This is a genomic window from Nocardiopsis sp. CNZ308, from assembly GCF_004217075.1.
This window is the reverse complement of record NZ_SHKJ01000001.1, coordinates 2380267-2395929: the sequence shown is the minus strand read 5'-3', so window position 1 is coordinate 2395929 and position 15663 is coordinate 2380267. Positions and strand designations below refer to the sequence as shown.

Here is a 15663-nt window from a genome sequence, read left to right as displayed (position 1 = left end):
GTGTCTCCGGCGGGTTCGCTCGTTCCTCACGAACCCGCCTCCGCCACCTCCAGAACCCCGTGGGCGCCCGAACCACCCCCCCACAAGCTGAGACCGGTTCAAAAAACAGGCCCTAGACCCCGCCGACGGCCGTCCCCCGGTACAGCGCGGCCACCACGCCCTCGATGTCGGGCTCGCGCAGGGTCAGGTCGACGACCTCGTGCCGCTGGGCGACGCGGGCGATCACCGCCGCCGGGTTCTCCGACAGTTCCAGCCACTGGCGGGGGCCGTCCACGCGCACGCACCGGCCGCCCTCCACCTCGATATCCGGGGCGGGCTCGGCCAGGTCCACGACCAGCACGCGCGGCGCGGGCACGCTCGCGCGCAGCCCGTCCAGACCGCCGTCGTAGGCCAGGCTCCCCCGGTCGATGACCACCACCCGCTCGCACAGGCGCTCCACGTCGCCCAGGTCGTGCGTGGTCAGCAGGATGGTCGTGCCCTCCTCGGCGTTGAGCCGCAGCAGGAACTCGCGGATGCTCGACTTGCTGACCACGTCCAAACCGATGGTCGGCTCGTCCAACACCAGCAGCCGGGGGCCGTGCAGCAGGGCCGCGGTGAGGTCGCCGCGCATGCGCTGACCCAGGCTGAGCTGGCGCACCGGGGTGGCGAGGAACGGCCCGAGTTCGAGGAGTTCGGTCATCTCGGCCAGGCGGCGCGCGTGGTCGGCGGCCGGAACGCGGTACATGTGCCGGGTCAGCTCCAGGCTGTCCCGCAGCGGCAGGTCCCACCACAGGGTGGTGCGTTGGCCGAACACCACGCCGATCCGGCTCGCCAGCCTCGTCCGCTGGCGGGAGGGCTCCAGGCCGGTCACCCGCAGGTGTCCGGAGGAGGGGGTGAGGATGCCGGTGAGCATCTTCATGGTGCTGCTCTTCCCGGCGCCGTTGGGGCCCAGGTAACCGACGATCTCGCCGGGGCGCACGGTGAGGTTCACGTCGCGCACGGCGCTGACGGTGCGCCGCCTGCGCCGCAGGAACGGCCCCTCGGACAGGACGAAGTCGCGGCCCAGGCCGACGGCCTCGATGATCGGCTCGGCGGCGGACGCGTCGGACTCGCGGACGGAGGTCATGCTCAGCTCCCGGAGGATCGGTAGTGGCGCAGCCCGAAGCGCCAGCAGGCGGCGGCGAGCAGGCACAGGACGGCGGCGACGAGGGGCGTGGCGTGGCGCAGGGCGTCCGGCAGCCCCGTCGGGTCGGGGCGGTCGAGCAGGTACAGGACGGGCTGCCAGGTGACGAAGGCGAGCGGCAGCACGAAGGTCACCGCCCGCACGAGGTCGCGGCCGTAGATGGCCAGCGGGTACTCGGTGAGGGCCTGCCCGCCGTAGGTGACCGAGTTGGCCGCCTCCCGGGCGTCGGCGACGAGGAACTGGAGGCACGCCCCGATGACCCAGACCGCGCAGCAGATCGCGGTCCCCGAGGCCAGCAGCAGCGGCAGCATCAGCACCCTGCCGGGGGTCCAGTCGATGTCGCACGCGGCCAGGGCGAAGACGGTCACGACCGAGCCCGGGACGATCCGGCCCAGACGGCGCGGCGCGAACCGGTCGGTCGCCATCTGCACCAGCGGCGGCACCGGGCGCACCAGCATCACGTCGAGCGACCCGGTGCGGATGTGCTCCCCCAGCCGCTCGACGTTGCCCAGGAGCATGTCGGCGCAGGCGAAGGCGGTCGCGGCCAGCCCGGCGATGAGCAGCCCCTCGGCGAGGTCGAACCCCGCCAGCCGCCCGGCGTGGCCGAACACCACCAGGACGGCGCCGATCTCGGCGAACACCCCGATCGAGGTCGCCAGGGTCATCAGCACCAGCGAGGTCGGGTACTGGGCCAGGGCCCGGCACCAGGTCCAGGCCAGCAGCAGGTAGGCGCGCAGCGGCCAGGCCACGGACTCGCGGGCGCGGGAGAGCAGGTCAGCCACCCTGGACCACCACCCTGCGGGTCGCGCGGGCGGTGACCCACGCGCCCAGGCCGAACAGGGCGGCGGCCCACCACGCCTGGAGGGCCAGCCCGCCGAGCACGGTGCCGCCCGGCAGGGTGTCCTTGCCGAGCATGATCTCGGCGGGGATCTGGACCATCGACGCCCACGGCAGCAGACGCAGGGTGTCGGCCAGCGCCGGGGGGAACAGGGTGAGCGGCAGCAGCATCCCGGCGGCCACCGGGCCGAGCAGCCCGGCCACGGCCCAGACCCCGCTGGAGTCCAGGATCCAGAACCCGGCCAGCTCGTACAGGTAGCGCAGCCCGAACGAGACCAGCGTGGCCAGTACGGCGGACAGCAGGACGGCGGCCCAGCGGAGCGGGTCGCCGGGCAGGTCCAAATCGAACAGCACCATCCCGACCGCGAACGTCGGCACCCCGCGGAAGACCAGGTTGAACGTGGCCCTGCCCAGGTCCTCGGCCAGCCACCAGCCCTGGAGGGAGACCGGCCGCAGCAGGTCGGTGCCCACGGCGCCCGAGCGCACCCGCTCGCCCAGCTCCAGGGGCGGACCCATGATGGCGACCATGCCGATCAGGCCCTGGCTGACGAACACCTGGGTGACGGCGTCCCCGGCGTCGTAGCCGTTGATCTCGGGGCGCGCCGCGAACAGGGCGAGCATGACGGTGGCGTTGATCGTGCCGAAGACGGAGTTGGTGAAGATCCCGGCGATCGTGGCCGCGCGGTAGGTGGAGTAGCGGTGCAGCCCTCGGGCGTACACCGCGAAGTAGACGCGCACGGGCGTGGACTCCTGGTGTGTCGAGACGTGCAGGTGGTGAACTACCGGTCTCGACACCGGGGGCCGGGGGAGACACGGGGGTCCGGCACGTCCCTGACGCACGGGGCTCAGGTCCGGGTCGCCGCGAGTGGCGAAGATAGCACACGCGGGGCCGCCACAGGTCCCGGTCGCGGTGAGAGCCGGGCGCGCGGAAGGCGCATGTGATGACGGGGGCGGGGTCACGCCGGTGTCTCCCCGATCCACCGGCGGACCGCGCCGCCCCCGTCGCCCGCCCGGTCACGTCCCCCTCCCCTCATCGGGGACGCACGGACCGGGCGGGGTCCTCGCTCCCGCCCCCTCGGCGGGGGTGCGGGGCAGGTGAGGAGTCCGCGCCCGCCTCTCTCCAACGGGGCGTGCGGGACAGGGGGCCTCACCCACGTGTGTCCAGCGGGGAGTACGGGGCCAGGCGGGGCCTGGCTTCCGTTCTCCCCAGTGGGGCGTACGGGGTCAGGCGAGGTCTCTGCCCCCGCCGCGCCCCGAGGCCGACATGCGCATGACGGTGGGCAGCCGCTCCAGTTCCAGGGACTCGCGCAGGGAGCCGACCCCCTCGTCCCGGCAGGCGTGCCACACCTCCACGGGATCGGCGTCCTCGGTCAGCACCAGGTCGAGCCACAGGCGCGGCTCCCGCGCGGACTCGGTGAACCTCGCCCTGCCGCGCACCACGCGCGGGTGCGCGCTGAGCCGGGCGACCAGGGCGTTCCCGGCGGCGGACGGCGACACCTCGGTCCGTCCCGCCGCCGTGTCCGCGCCCACGATCAGCCTGCGCGGGCGGTGGGCGCGGCCCTGGACCAGGAGCCATCGCACGGCCAGCACGGTGAGCACCAGTGCGACCGCCGCGGCGGCATGGGGTGTCCAGGGCCAGGCCAGGGCCCGTGCCACCGGTTCGAGGCCGGTCAGCGGGGCGGCGGCGGGGCCGTCGCCGAACAGGCCGCCGCCGACGGCGAGTCCGGCCGCGCCGCCGACCAGGAGCACCAGGCCCGTGAGGAACAGCCCGATCCGGTTGCCCCGCGCGGTCCTCCTGCTGCGGCGGTGGGGGAATCCCCGGATCGTGGACCGGGTCGGAGAGTCCGGGCGGGGCGCGTCGGCGCGTGTCGTTCCGGACGGGTCCGGCTCCGGTGCGGATCGCTGTCCGTCCATGCTCACGCCTCCTCCCGCACCCGGACGCGGACCCTCGGAGCGCGGACCGGAACGAGTTCCTCAAGCCTCCGGCGCACGGCCGCGTCCACGTCCCGCCTCAGCCAGTGGGCGCCGCGCATGTGCGTGCGCGCCCGCACCCGCACCGTGCGGCGGCCCACCCGCACCCGGGCGCCGCGGACGCCGTCCACCCCGCGCGCCGAGACGGCGAGGAGGTCGCGCAGCGCCCGCCGGGACAGGCCCACGGCCATGTCGCGGTCGTCGGTGCGCAGGACCAGGTGGCCGCCGTACCCGGGCAGCGACGCCGCGGTCAGCAGAGTCAGGCCCAGGGCGGCGGCGACCCCTGAGGCCAGCATGGTCTCGGGCGCCTCCCACGGGACCGTGGCGGCGCGGGCGGCCACGCCGTCCACCGCGGGGAACGGCGCGGGCGCGCCGACCATGCTCGCGGTGATCACGGCGAGCACCAGCCCGGAGACCACCGCCACCGAGGCGGCGACCACGACGGCGGGCAGCGTCCGCCGGGGCCGGAAGACCCTCACCGCGGTCCGCCGGGCCCCGAGGTCCCCGCGCCGGCCCCCGGGCGGGGGGCCGCCCGGGTCCGCGGACGCCTCGTGGGTCCGCGCCTCCTCCTGGAGGGGAGTCATCTCCGCTTCCTCCGATGGCTCAGCGCACCCGCGGCGCGGGTACGAGTTCGACGATCTCGATGTCGGTGCTGTGGACGGTCAGCCCGGTGAGGCCCTCCACCGCGGCGGCCACGTGCGCGCGGACCTCCTCGGCGGTGCGGGCGAGCGGGGAGGGGTAGGCGACGGCGATCTCCAGGCGCAGCCCCACGCGGGAGCCGCCCCGGCGCACCTCGGCGCGGGCCCCGCGGCCCTCGCCCGCCAGCCCGCCCAGCCGGTCGCCCAGGGGACGGGTGGACCGGTGCTCGGCGGCGGCCGCGCACGCCAGGCGGCGGACCGCCCGGTCGGACACGACCGTGGTGCCGCGCTCCTCGGGCGGCACCCGGGGCGCGTGCCGGTCCGGCCCGGCGCCGGACCGGGTGCGCGCGCCGGGTGTTCCGGAGGCCTCCACGGCCGCCCCGGTCCCCGCGGCGTCCTCCCCGGGGGCCGGTCCGCGGCTCCCCGGGGAGGCCTCGGCGGCGCTCACAGGCGACCACCGCGCTCACGGCGCGTGAACAGCTCGGCGAGGTCGACCTCGCCCTCGTAGGCCCTCCCGGCCAGGAAGCCCGCGGCTCCCAGGACCAGGACCAGGAGGAAGGCCCCGAAGCCGCCGAAGGCGGCGGCGAGCCCGAGGACCGCCCCGAAGGCGAGTCCGACGATCGACCACATGGGTCCTCACTCCCTCACGTCGTGTCTGCCGGTGTGCCGCTGTCCGCTCCGCCGTCACCTGACCCTCGGCTCGGCGGCGGAACGGCTCTCCTCCTCGTCCGGCAGGTGGATGTCGTCCACGGTCACGTTGACCTCCGTGACCTCCAGACCGGTCATCCGCTCCACGCCGGAGATGACGTTGCGCCGCACGGCGGCCGCCAGGTCGGGGATCGAGACGCCGTACTCGACGACGAGGTTGATGTCCACCGCGGCCTGGCGCTCACCGACCTCCACGGCCACGCCGCGCGCCGCGGTGCCGGTGGAGGTGGAGCCGGGGATGCGCTCGCGGACGGCGTCGAAGGCGCGTCCGGCCCCGCCGCCCATGTGGTGGACGCCCCGGACCTCCCGGGCGGCCATACCGGCGATCTTGGCGACCACGTGGTCGGCGATCGAGGTGCGCCCGGTGCCGGTGTTCAGCTCATGGGAGTTCTGGGCGCGCACGGGGACGCTGCTCGCGCCGCCCGCCTCGCGCAGCTCGGCGGGGGCGAGTTCACTGCTCTGGGCGCTCTTCGCGGCCATGGTTGGTTCTCCTCGCTCGCTCGGCGCCACCCGTCGTGGCGCCGTCACAGGGGAGGACACGGGGAAGGGCCGTCGGCTCACGGCCATCATCGTGTGACCTGTGTCACTACTAGTGTGGAGGAGGCGCGGGTGCGGGACCGCCGAGTTCGGCACGAACCTGGGGTAGTTTCTCTGTGCTCGTGTACGGGGAGGGGTGGCCGCGGCGGCGATGCACAGGGAAACCGCACTTCCGGAGAGCGTGCTCGTGGAGCGCGCCCAGGACGGGGACGACAGGGCGTTCGAGGACCTCGTCCGTCGGCACCAGGACACCGTCTACCGGATCGCCCTGCGTGTGCTGCGCGATCCCGCGGACGCGCGCGACGCGGCCCAGGAGGCCCTGATCACCGCGTGGCGCAGGCTTCCCGAACTCGCCGACCCGCAGAGCTTCCCCGCCTGGCTCAACCGCATCGTGGGACGGCGCGCCCTGAACATGCTGCGGGACCGCAGACCGGTGGAACCGGTGGAGGACGACGAACGGTTGGAGGCGAGGGAACCCGGACCGGCGGGGGAGACGCTCGCGGGCGACCTGCGCGAGGCGCTGCTCGAAGCGCTGTCGGGGTTGCCGCCCCCGCAGCGGATCTGCTGGGTTCTGCGCGAAATGGAAGGATTGGGCTATGAAGAGATAGCGGAGATCGTCGACACGACCCCGACCGCTGTGCGTGGACGTATTCACCGCGCGCGTACCCATCTCGTGGAGGCGCTTGAGCCATGGCGGTAGACCCGTCCGACGACCACGACCGACTGCCCTGCGGGACCTCGGTGGACGCACTCCTGAGGGACCTGCTGTCCGGTCGGCTCACCGAGCACGAGTCCTCCTGCGAGCACTGCCGGGCGGAGGCGGGCGAGCTGCGCCCACTCGTCGAAGCGGTGCGCCGGGACGACGAGGAGGAGGTCACCGCGCCTCCCGGGCTGCTCACGGACGTCATGCGCGTGGTGCGCGCCGAGCGCCGCTCCGAGGGGACGATCGTCCTGAGCGGCTCAGGCCCCGGCGGCACCGAGGTCAGGGAGTCGGCCGTGGCGGCCATGCTCCGGACCTCCGTCGAGTCCGTTCCGGGGGTCGTGGTCGGCCGCTGCCGCGTCGAGCAGACCCGCGAGGGCCTCTCCGTCCGGGCCACGGCGCGGGTCGCCGTCGGCTTCCCCATCCCGGACGCCGCCGACGCCGCCCGGCGCGCCATGCGCTCCCTGGCCGAACAGCGGCTCGGTCTGCCCGTCGCCCGCCTCGACATCGATGTCGTCGACCTGGACGACCCGGCCCCGGGACGGTGAGGGCGGAGCCGTCGGCGCCTGCTCCTCCGCCTCGCGGACCGGGCCGGGCACGCCGTCGGCGGGCCGGACCCCGTCGTCGCACAGCGCCATCCAGTCGCCGCGCGCGGGAACGAGCGCGAGCACGACGACGGTCAGCCCCAGGGACATGAGCAGCGCGGACGCGAGCATCGTCTCGGGGGTCGCCCAGAGCTGGTCGTGGCCGTGGGCGTCGAACCAGGCCGACCTCTGGTGGTGCAGGGGACTGCCCGCCAGGGTGGCGGTGATCTCGGCGGTCGCCAGGAGGGCCACCAGGGAGGCGGCGGCCCCGGTGACCAGGAGCGGCAGCGGGTGCCGGGCGCGCAGTGTGCGCACCGGCGCCTCGGAACCGCCCGGTGTTCGCGGGTGCGGATGGCGGGCCCTGTTCTGCGGTCCGGTCCTGGTCACGTCGCGCTTCATGTGTTCCGCGTGCTCCATGCGTCTGTGGACGGAAGGCGTCCAACGGGGAGGGTGCCGTCATGGGGAGGACACACCGGTGTCGTTCCACCTCACGGTAGAAGCGCTGTGCGGCACGGCACATTCCGTGTGCGCGAAACCGGGACGGCCGACGTCCCCGCTGTTCGGGCGGGCTTTCGGAGAGCGTCACGGTCGCGGGAACGCCGGTGCGGCAGCCGTTTCCCGGCCCCGGCCGGGAGCCGTCCGCCTCCGGGCGCGTCCGCCTCGGGGACGTGCGCGTACCGTCGGAGTGGCCAGAGTCACCCTCCGCCGTTACCGGTCCTTCACGCGGGGGCGAACGGGCGCAACGTCGCCCTGGGATCTTCGGTCCCATGGACGTTTCCGAAGGACAGCACGGAACCGACGACCACCGCCACGGCTTCTTCGGCCGCGAGGCACTCGACCTGGGCACCCTGCTCCTCGCCGCCGGTGCGGCGCACCTGGTGGTGCTCTCCCTCGGGCACAGCGACGCGGGCGTCCGCGTCCTGATCACCGTGGGACTGCTGCTGCTCGCGGTCTCCGCGGTCCACCGGTGGCGCCGCCACAAGGCCGCGTCCGCTCCCCGGCCGCCCCGGGGCTCCGGAGCGGTGAACGCGTCCGGGAGCGCCGGGCCGCCCGCGGGTACCGGACCGTACGCGAACGGCGGGCTGACCGGCGGCGACGGTGCGTCCCGCGGCACCGGGACATCCGAGAACACGGCGCCGTCCGGGAACACGGCGCCGTCCGACGACCTGCTGTGGAGCGTCCGCGCGACGGTCGCCGACGTGCCCGGCGGCCTGGCCGCGCTCACCGCGCGGTTCGCCGCCCTCGGGATCGACATCCGGCTCATGCAGGTGCACCCGGCGGGGGCGGACGCCGTGGACGAGTTCTTCGTCAGCGCTCCCGCGCACGTGGGGGAGGGCGACCTGTACACCGCCGTACGGGAGGCGGGCGGGCGCGAAGCCGCCGTGCGCCGCGCCGACGTCCACGAGCTCAGCGACACCACCAGCCGCACGCTCGCCCTGGTCAGCGCCCTGGTCACCGGGGCGACCACGCTGGAGCGCTCGCTGCTGTCCCTGGCCTCGGCACGGGCCGTGGAGCACACCGCCGAACCGCCCGCCGGAGCGGCCCGCGAGGACCTGTCCGGCACGGTGATGACCCTTCCGGCGCCCGACGGCGGCGTCCTGACCGTCCGCCGGGAGGTCATCCCCTTCACCGCCGTGGAGTTCGCCCGGTGCCGGGCCCTGGCCCACGTCGCCTCGTCCCTGCACGCGCGTTCGCACGATCCGGGACCCGGAGGGCGCTGAACCCGGCCGGGCCCGCCCCGGACCGCGCGCCGAGCGCGTGGTGGGAGGCGTCCCTGACGGCCGGCGCCGGGCGCCTCGGGTCCGGCCGCCGCCCGCCGTCAGCGTCCGCGTGTCGTCGCGGCGGGCGCGCGGCCCGAAAAACCGCCAGCGCGTCCGCACACGTCCGCCCGCGCACGGAGAGGAGAGTCGTCCACAGGTTCCGCGGGGCGGGGAGAACCGCGCTCCGGGTGGGTAAGGAGGACGTATGGCAACCCCCCGATTCCTCCCGACACCGCACCCGAAGCACACCCTCCTCCTGGCCGTGGCCGCGGCGTTCGCCCTGATCCTGGGCGTCGTCGTGGCGGCCCCGTCCGCGCACGCCGCCCCGACCTCGGTCAGCACCGGACCGGAACTGCGCCAGGGCAGCTCCGGAGCCGGGGTGAGCGCCGTCCAGGAGCGCCTCGCCGAACTGGGCTACTGGATCGACGGCGTGGACGGCCAGTTCGGCTTCCACACCGAGCAGGCCGTCGTGGCGCTCCAGAAGGCCGCCGGGATCGCCCGCGACGGCGTCGTGGGCCCCGCCACCCGCGCCGCCCTCGCCGAGGGCGTGCTCCCCGAGGCCCAGAGCACCTCCGGCGACCTGCTGGAGATCGACCTGGACCGGCAGCTGTTGCTGGTGGTCTCCGGCGGCGAGGTGGAGCGCGTCCTCAACACCTCCACCGGATCCGGCCAGCCCTACGAGTCCTCGGACGGCACCGAGCGGATCGCCACCACCCCGACCGGCACCTACACCGTCTTCCGCGAGGTCGACGCCTGGGACCCCGGTCCCTACGGCGCGCTGTACAGACCGAAGTACTTCAACGGCGGCATCGCCGTGCACGGGTACCCGGTCGTCCCGGCCCAGCCCGCCTCCCACGGGTGCGCCCGTGTGAGCCTGGCCGCGATGGACTGGCTCTGGGAGAGCGGCAACATCGACGTGCACACCACCGTCCTGGTGCGCTGACCCCGGGGGCGGCCCGGTCGCGGCCGGGCCGCCCCGCCCCCACCTGGCGGCCCCTCATCTCTCGAAACCGCTCCTGAAGGGGAAGTAGTCGCCGAGGAACCCGTCGACGTACCTCTCGGCCTCCTCGTCCGGTTCCGTGGTGTCGTTCACGCAGAAGGTGTCGAAGTCGCGCTGGGCCAGCAGGGACGCGGTCCGGTACCGCACCGCGTCCAGGTCGGCCAGGTTGAGGTAGGTGTAGCGCAGGCCGCCCATCACCGCCCTGCCCGTGAACAGCGCGTAGTAGTGGTGCAGGGACGACGGCACGGAGTGGTCGTCCGGGTGCCGGAACCGCGACGCCGCCGTCCGCCTGAAGATCTCGGGGAACCTCTCCTCCAGTTCCTGGACCACCGACCGGCGCTGCGGGATGGGCGTGTGCTTGAACTTGGACACGGGCACCTTGCCGAAGTGCTTCTCCAGCAGCGCGCCGTTGCGCTTGGCGGCGGCGTCCACGGGCTGGTCCTCCTCGCTGACCTCGCCCAGGCCGAAACGGTAGGGGGAGGGGTTCAGCTTCACGAGCCCGTTGGGGTGGAAGAAGAGGGAGGGGGACACGGGCCGACCGAAGAACACGTCGTCGTTGAGGTACAGGTAGTGCTCGGCCAGGCCCTCGATGTGGTGCAGCTGCGACTCGATGGCGTGCGAGTTGAACACCGGGAGGACCGACGGGTCAGTGAAGATCTCGGTGTGGTCCACCACCCGTACCCGTGGATGGTCGGTGTCCAGCCACGGCGGCGTCTGGCCGTCGGTGACGATGTAGACGTTGCGTACGAAGGGGGCGAACATCTCCAGCGAGCGCAGGGAGTAGAGGAGTTCGTCCCGGCTGGTGTAGCGGGAGTCGGAGGCGGAGTGGGGGTTGGCCGGGGCGTTCGCCCCGAGGTGGGCGTCGCGCTTGGCGCGCCAGGCCTGGTCGGCCCCGTCGACCCAGGTGTAGACGGCGTCGATCTCGAAGGCGAGGTCGGTGGCGAGTTCCCAGGTGAAGGCGTCCAGAGTGGGATGGGTCCGGTCGCCGACCCTGATCTCGGCGGTCTTCCGGGCCTTGCCGGGGATCACCTCGCTCACCGGGTTGGGCTGCGGCGCGATGAGCGACTCCCGCAGGACGTGTTCGGGCGCCACGACCCGGAGCCGGTCGAGCCTCTCCTCGTGGTCGGGGGAGGCCAGGAACCTCTCGCCCTCCTGCCAGAACTCCACGGTGAAGCCGTGGGCGGGGCCGACGGCCGCGGGGCCCCGGTCGCCGACGACGTGCTCCCCGAGCCGGATCACCGGGGCGCGGCGGAGCCGGCGCAGCCGGAGCGGGGACAGGGGCCGGTACCCGGCCGGGGTCCTCACGTACGAGCCGCGGAGGCTGTAGCGGGAGGCGAGGACCGACAGGACCTCGGCCCTGTCCTCCTCGGACACGGCGACCGAACGGTGGTACACGCCGTTGGACCGGGAGAAGAAGTAGTCGATCCCCCGTTCACGCAGGAGGTCGGCGAAGCGGTTCGTCTGCCGGGCGACGAAGTCCTCGACGTCGAAGGGACCGGACCAGCGCCGTGCGAGGACGGGTTCGCGCCGGTAGGTCGACACGGTGAGCTCCGGGTCCCTCCTCCGGTGCCTCCACGAGACGGGAAGGAAGAGCACCTTCCTGACCGGGACCGGAACCATTCTCCTGAGTATTCGCCTGGCTCTCCGGAAGTAGTAGGGAATATTCCGCATGGGGATCCGTCCCTTTGTCGGCTTCTCGTCCTTTTCTGGTCCCCGCGTGTGCGGGTCGCCGCTTTCGTCGCGGAGCGTGTTTCCTCTGCCCGCGCCCTCACCCGAGTCGGATCGCGCAATGCCGGTGGCCTCCAGAAATATACTGAACTGTTCACCTACCCGAAAGATGTGCTTTCCATGGGTGTGACTTCCCGGGGTAGGGAGCGGTCATCGCGGCTCCGGGGCGGGGCCGCGGTGACCACGACAGACGCGCCGTCCGTGAACGGGAGATCCGGCAGTGCCCTTCCACGTCGCCACGGAGCCGGGTGACCCCGGCCGACCCAACGAGGACTTCGCCGCGGCGACCGCGACCAGCGCGGTCCTCCTGGACGGGGCGAGCGCGCCGCGGGACGTGGAGACGGGCTGTTCCCACGGGGTGGCCTGGTACACCCGGCGGCTCGGCGCGCTGCTGCTGGCCGGGGCCGACGCGGGACTCCCCCTGCGCGAGGCCCTGGCCGAGGCGATCGCGACGGCCTCCGCCCTGCACGCGCACACCTGCGACCTGGCCAACCAGGAGAGCCCGTCCGCCACGGTCGTGGCGGTCCGGGCGGACTCCGACGCGCTGGAGTACCTGGTGCTGTCCGACTCCGTGCTGCTGGTGGAGGACGGGGGCGGGGTGCGCGTGCTCACCGACACCCGTCTGGACGACCTCAGGGGCGATCTGGCCCGCCGGGGGAGCCCCTGGGACGCCATCCGCGCGTACCGCAACGTTCCCGGGGGTTTCTGGACGGCGGGAGCCCACCCCCGGGCGGCCGAGGAGGCGCTGACCGGAACCCTGCCCCTCGGACGCTTCACCGCCATGACCGACGGGGCGAGCCGGGTGGTGGACCTCTTCGGGGACCTGGATTGGGACCGGGCCTTCGCCCTGGTTTCGGACAGGGGGCCGCGCGCCCTGCTGGACCGGGTGCGCGGACTGGAGGCCGCCGACCCCGACCGGCTCCGTCATCCGCGCGGCAAGGGGAGCGACGACGCCACGGTGCTGGCGTGGACACCGTGACCCTGGTTACGGTCGCCCTTAAATTACCTATTCGGACAAACTAATCTGGTGGACCCGGGAGCCTCCCCCCTGACGTCCCAGGTGGTCGCGTTTCGGGCACTACCGTCACGGGGGACGTTTTGCTCGGTGTTCCAGATGTCCTTTGTTGTCCTTTGCGGTAAAAGCACACAACAGTGGAAGCGACAGCGGCGACGTCACACACGGGGGAGACCAACGCCTCTCCGAAACCGTGCCGCCAGGCGCTTTCGCGTTCCGTGTTCATCCGGTAGGTTTCTCCGTAACCGAAGCGTCGGAGTTCTCCCCACAACAGCTGGTATCCGGCCTTCGTCGTTCTCTCCATCCCCCTGCTCACGTGCGCGCCGAACAGGCGCGGCGCGTACGAGAGAACCCCCATGACGTCGATTTCGACCGGTGAAAAGGAGAAGGTGTGACCACCACGGGCGTCCTCGAACCCACCGGACCGAACCGGTCCCTCGGTCGCACCAGCTGGCTCGACCGGGTCCTCACGACCCCCAGCTCCGCCGTCGAGCGCCACCCGACCGTCCGCGCCCTGGACGGCTACGAGGGTCGGCCCAACCCCCTGGACGCCGAGACGCCCGCGGAGTTCCTGCTGGTCATGCGCCGCTACCTCGTCTGGGCGGGCGACTGGTCCTACCTGGAGCTGGAGTACCTGTGCGGGGGAGCGGTGCGTGCGACCACCTTCCGCGACGTCCTGGAGGGGACCCAGCTGCCCCGGTACGTCTTCCTGATGGCCTTCGTGACCGCCTGCGCCGGCGAGGACGCCGCCGAGCGCCAGCGCTGGACGACCGCCTGGCACAGGCTCCGGTCGGCCGGTCACTGAGTTCCCCGGGGCTTTCCCCCGGCCTTTCCCGGCGGCCCCGCCGCATCCGTCGCCACCGGGGCCCGACACCCGTCGAACCCGCGCCGCGCCCTTTTCCCGTGCCGTTCGGGCACGTGCCCGCGGCGGCCCTTTCCGCGGATTTCTCCGGTGCGCCGGTCTGCGAATGCACCGATTTGGCATCATGCGCGCGGAATTTCCACAGGTAGGACAGCGTCAAGCACATTCCCGCGACCGATAGGGTCGCCAGAGGACGGCCGCCGTCACGGCGCTGGCACGCGAGCGCCCGGCTCTCCGTCCGGCCACGGGTCACCCGTGCCCGAAGCCCGCGGTCCCCTCCCACCGGGCCCCGCCGCCTCGGACCGGTCGCCACCCGCCTTCACCCCCGCGCCACCGGGCGTTCAGCCCGACCTCGTCCGCCCCTGGTTGGCTTCGGCGCGGGCGTGACCGCGCCCATTCCCCCAGAGCCCTCAGGAAGCACGTATGCGCAAGACCACGGCGGTCGCGGTGTCCCTCGCCGTCGCCCTCACCGGTACGGCGGCCCCCGCACACGCGGAGCGGCAGGAGCCCCGCGAGGGCGGGCGCGACGGCGTCGAACTGTCCGCCCTCGGCAGCTACCGCACCGGCTCCTTCGACGAGGCGGCGGCGGAGATCGTCGCCCACGACCCGCGCGCCCAGCGCCTGTACGTGGTCAACGCCCTGGCCGCCACCGTGGAGGTGCTCGACGTCTCCGACCCCACGGCCCCCGCCAAGCTGTTCGACCTGCGCACGCCCGGGGTCGAGGCGGCCGACGGCTCGGTGGTGCCGGAGGGCGCGGTCGCCAACTCCGTGGCGGTCCACGGCGACACCGTGGCCGTGGCGGTGGAGGCCCCCGACCGCACCCACGACGGCTGGGTGGTCTTCTACGACACCGACGGCACCGCGCTCAACGCGGTCCGGGTCGGCGCCCTGCCGGACATGGCCGCCTTCACGCCCGAGGGCAGACTGCTGCTGGTGGCCAACGAGGGGGAGCCCAGCGACGACTACTCGGCCGACCCCGAGGGCTCGGTGAGCGTCATCCGAGTGAACCGCAGGCCCGCCGCCCTCACCCAGGACGACGTGCGCACCGCCGACTTCCGTGCCTGGGACGGGGAGCGGGAGCTGCCCCCGGGGGTGCGGGTGTTCGGGCCGGACCTGTCCACCGGTGAACCGGGCACCCCGGGCCGGGTGGCGCGCAACCTGGAACCGGAGTACATCTCCGCGGACACCGCCTACAGCGCCCAGGTGGTGCTCCAGGAGGCCAACGCCGTCGCGCTGCTGGACCTGCGCACCGCCGAGTTCACCGACATCGTGCCCCTGGGCCTCAAGGACCACATGGAGCCCGGCAACGAGCTGGACGTGTCGAACCGGGACGACGCCATCCGCATCGCCAACTGGCCGGTGTACGGCATGTACCAGCCCGACGGGTTCGACACCTACCGCTGGCGCGGCCAGACCCTGATGGTCACCGCGAACGAGGGCGACACCCGCGACTGGGACGGCTACTCCGAGGAGACGCGCCTGGGCGACCTGGCCGAGGAGACCCCGCTGTGCGAGGACTCCCCGCGCCTGCGGGAGTTCCTGGCCGACAACGACCTGGGCGTCGACAGCACCGGGGAACTGCTCGACGAGGCCAACATGGGCAGGCTGACGGTCACCGCCGCCGAGGGCCTGCGCGAGGACGGCAGCTGCTACGAGGACGTGTACGCGTTCGGCGGACGCTCGTTCTCGATCTTCACCACCGAGGGCGAGCTGCTCTTCGACTCCGGGTCGGACTTCGAGCGGATCACCGCCGAGGCCGAGCCGGAGTTCTTCAACTCCAACCACTCGGAGAACGCCTTCGACAACCGCAGCGACGACAAGGGCCCCGAGCCCGAGGGGGTCGTGCTCGGCGAGGTGGCGGGCCGCACCTACGCGTTCGTGGGCCTGGAGCGGGTGGGCGGGGTGATGGTCTACGACGTCACCGACCCCCGCGAGGCGTCCTTCGTGCAGTACCTCAACAACCGCGACTTCACCGCCGATCCCGGCACCGGCGAGGCGGGCGACCTCGGCGCGGAGGGCCTGGCCTTCATCAGCGCCTCGGACTCGCCGATCCGGGGCGTGCCGATGCTGGCCGTGGCCAACGAGGTCTCCGGAACGACCACCCTGTACCGGGTCGACCCGGCCTGACCGCGCTCCGCCGCCGGGCCGCCTCGTCGGGGGC

General features: G+C 73.4%; 16 protein-coding genes. 7 read left to right on the top strand and 9 right to left on the bottom strand.

The features are described 5' to 3' along the window. Window positions 1-112 precede the first annotated feature (112 nt). From EV372_RS10385 to EV372_RS10350, 8 genes are all read right to left on the bottom strand, one after another. Window positions 113-1105, bottom strand: coding sequence for an ABC transporter ATP-binding protein (locus EV372_RS10385; protein WP_019609462.1), 993 nt, complete (start codon window positions 1103-1105; stop codon window positions 113-115). A 2-nt stretch (window positions 1106-1107) separates the two neighbouring features. Next, window positions 1108-1944 (bottom strand): ABC transporter permease, encoded by an 837-nt coding sequence (locus EV372_RS10380; RefSeq protein WP_130395850.1) that lies wholly within the window; start codon window positions 1942-1944, stop codon window positions 1108-1110. Further along, entirely contained in the window at window positions 1937-2737 is an 801-nt protein-coding gene (locus EV372_RS10375; RefSeq protein WP_130395849.1) for an ABC transporter permease, read from the bottom strand. Before EV372_RS10375 ends, EV372_RS10380 begins: the two co-directional genes overlap by 8 nt. 486 nt (window positions 2738-3223) lie before the next feature. Beyond that, window positions 3224-3913 carry a hypothetical protein gene (locus EV372_RS10370; protein WP_130395848.1) on the bottom strand — a complete coding sequence of 230 codons (690 nt, stop codon included), beginning with the start codon at window positions 3911-3913 and terminating at the stop codon, window positions 3224-3226. A 2-nt stretch (window positions 3914-3915) separates the two neighbouring features. Continuing rightward, window positions 3916-4554, bottom strand: a complete 639-nt coding sequence (locus EV372_RS10365) for a DUF6286 domain-containing protein (protein ID WP_130395847.1) — start codon at window positions 4552-4554, stop codon at window positions 3916-3918. 19 nt (window positions 4555-4573) lie between these two features. Then, the gene (locus EV372_RS10360; protein ID WP_130395846.1) at window positions 4574-5056 is read right to left on the bottom strand and encodes an Asp23/Gls24 family envelope stress response protein; all 483 of its coding nucleotides are present in this window, start codon (window positions 5054-5056) and stop codon (window positions 4574-4576) included. After that, window positions 5053-5238 carry a hypothetical protein gene (locus EV372_RS10355; protein WP_019609456.1) on the bottom strand — a complete coding sequence of 62 codons (186 nt, stop codon included), beginning with the start codon at window positions 5236-5238 and terminating at the stop codon, window positions 5053-5055. The genes EV372_RS10360 and EV372_RS10355 overlap by 4 nt, the downstream gene beginning before the upstream one ends. A 54-nt stretch (window positions 5239-5292) precedes the next feature. Then, on the bottom strand, window positions 5293-5796 hold the full coding sequence (locus tag EV372_RS10350) for an Asp23/Gls24 family envelope stress response protein (protein ID WP_130395845.1): 504 nt from the start codon (window positions 5794-5796) through the stop codon (window positions 5293-5295). Window positions 5797-6004: 208 nt separating this feature from the next. Here EV372_RS10350 and EV372_RS10345 point away from each other — a divergent pair, with 208 nt between their 5' ends. From EV372_RS10345 to EV372_RS10325, 4 genes are all read left to right on the top strand, one after another. After that, entirely contained in the window at window positions 6005-6553 is a 549-nt protein-coding gene (locus EV372_RS10345) for an RNA polymerase sigma factor (RefSeq protein WP_130395844.1), read from the top strand. Further along, entirely contained in the window at window positions 6544-7101 is a 558-nt protein-coding gene (locus EV372_RS10340) for an anti-sigma factor (protein ID WP_130395843.1), read from the top strand. Before EV372_RS10345 ends, EV372_RS10340 begins: the two co-directional genes overlap by 10 nt. Before the next feature lie 803 nt (window positions 7102-7904). Next, complete coding sequence (locus EV372_RS10330; protein WP_130395842.1) at window positions 7905-8858, top strand: ACT domain-containing protein; 954 nt, start codon at window positions 7905-7907, stop codon at window positions 8856-8858. A 244-nt stretch (window positions 8859-9102) separates the two neighbouring features. After that, complete coding sequence (locus EV372_RS10325; protein ID WP_130395841.1) at window positions 9103-9840, top strand: L,D-transpeptidase family protein; 738 nt, start codon at window positions 9103-9105, stop codon at window positions 9838-9840. Window positions 9841-9894: 54 nt separating this feature from the next. Here EV372_RS10325 and EV372_RS10320 read toward each other — a convergent pair whose 3' ends face one another. Next, window positions 9895-11439 (bottom strand): stealth family protein, encoded by a 1545-nt coding sequence (locus EV372_RS10320; protein ID WP_253795694.1) that lies wholly within the window; start codon window positions 11437-11439, stop codon window positions 9895-9897. A 406-nt stretch (window positions 11440-11845) separates the two neighbouring features. On the opposite strand from EV372_RS10320, the gene EV372_RS10315 reads away from it, so the two are divergent. The 3 genes from EV372_RS10315 to EV372_RS10305 all read left to right on the top strand — a co-directional run bounded on the left by EV372_RS10315 (window position 11846) and on the right by EV372_RS10305 (window position 15629). Then, complete coding sequence (locus EV372_RS10315) at window positions 11846-12604, top strand: protein phosphatase 2C domain-containing protein (RefSeq protein ID WP_130395839.1); 759 nt, start codon at window positions 11846-11848, stop codon at window positions 12602-12604. A gap of 427 nt (window positions 12605-13031) precedes the next feature. Continuing rightward, the gene (locus tag EV372_RS10310; protein WP_013155757.1) at window positions 13032-13445 is read left to right on the top strand and encodes a hypothetical protein; all 414 of its coding nucleotides are present in this window, start codon (window positions 13032-13034) and stop codon (window positions 13443-13445) included. Between the two features lie 480 nt (window positions 13446-13925). Next, on the top strand, window positions 13926-15629 hold the full coding sequence (locus EV372_RS10305; protein WP_130395838.1) for a choice-of-anchor I family protein: 1704 nt from the start codon (window positions 13926-13928) through the stop codon (window positions 15627-15629). Window positions 15630-15663 lie beyond the last annotated feature (34 nt).

What these genes read in the sequence shown, in the direction of transcription:
- EV372_RS10355 (WP_019609456.1), bottom strand. Translation starts at nt 5,238, where the DNA reads ATGTGGTCGATCGTCGGACTCGCCTTCGGGGCGGTCCTCGGGCTCGCC.
- EV372_RS10350 (WP_130395845.1), bottom strand. Translation starts at nt 5,796, where the DNA reads ATGGCCGCGAAGAGCGCCCAGAGCAGTGAACTCGCCCCCGCCGAGCTG.
- EV372_RS10305 (WP_130395838.1), top strand. Translation starts at nt 13,926, where the DNA reads ATGCGCAAGACCACGGCGGTCGCGGTGTCCCTCGCCGTCGCCCTCACC.
- EV372_RS10365 (WP_130395847.1), bottom strand. Translation starts at nt 4,554, where the DNA reads ATGACTCCCCTCCAGGAGGAGGCGCGGACCCACGAGGCGTCCGCGGAC.
- EV372_RS10385 (WP_019609462.1), bottom strand. Translation starts at nt 1,105, where the DNA reads ATGACCTCCGTCCGCGAGTCCGACGCGTCCGCCGCCGAGCCGATCATC.
- EV372_RS10340 (WP_130395843.1), top strand. Translation starts at nt 6,544, where the DNA reads ATGGCGGTAGACCCGTCCGACGACCACGACCGACTGCCCTGCGGGACC.
- EV372_RS10345 (WP_130395844.1), top strand. Translation starts at nt 6,005, where the DNA reads ATGCACAGGGAAACCGCACTTCCGGAGAGCGTGCTCGTGGAGCGCGCC.
- EV372_RS10370 (WP_130395848.1), bottom strand. Translation starts at nt 3,913, where the DNA reads ATGGACGGACAGCGATCCGCACCGGAGCCGGACCCGTCCGGAACGACA.
- EV372_RS10325 (WP_130395841.1), top strand. Translation starts at nt 9,103, where the DNA reads ATGGCAACCCCCCGATTCCTCCCGACACCGCACCCGAAGCACACCCTC.
- EV372_RS10330 (WP_130395842.1), top strand. Translation starts at nt 7,905, where the DNA reads ATGGACGTTTCCGAAGGACAGCACGGAACCGACGACCACCGCCACGGC.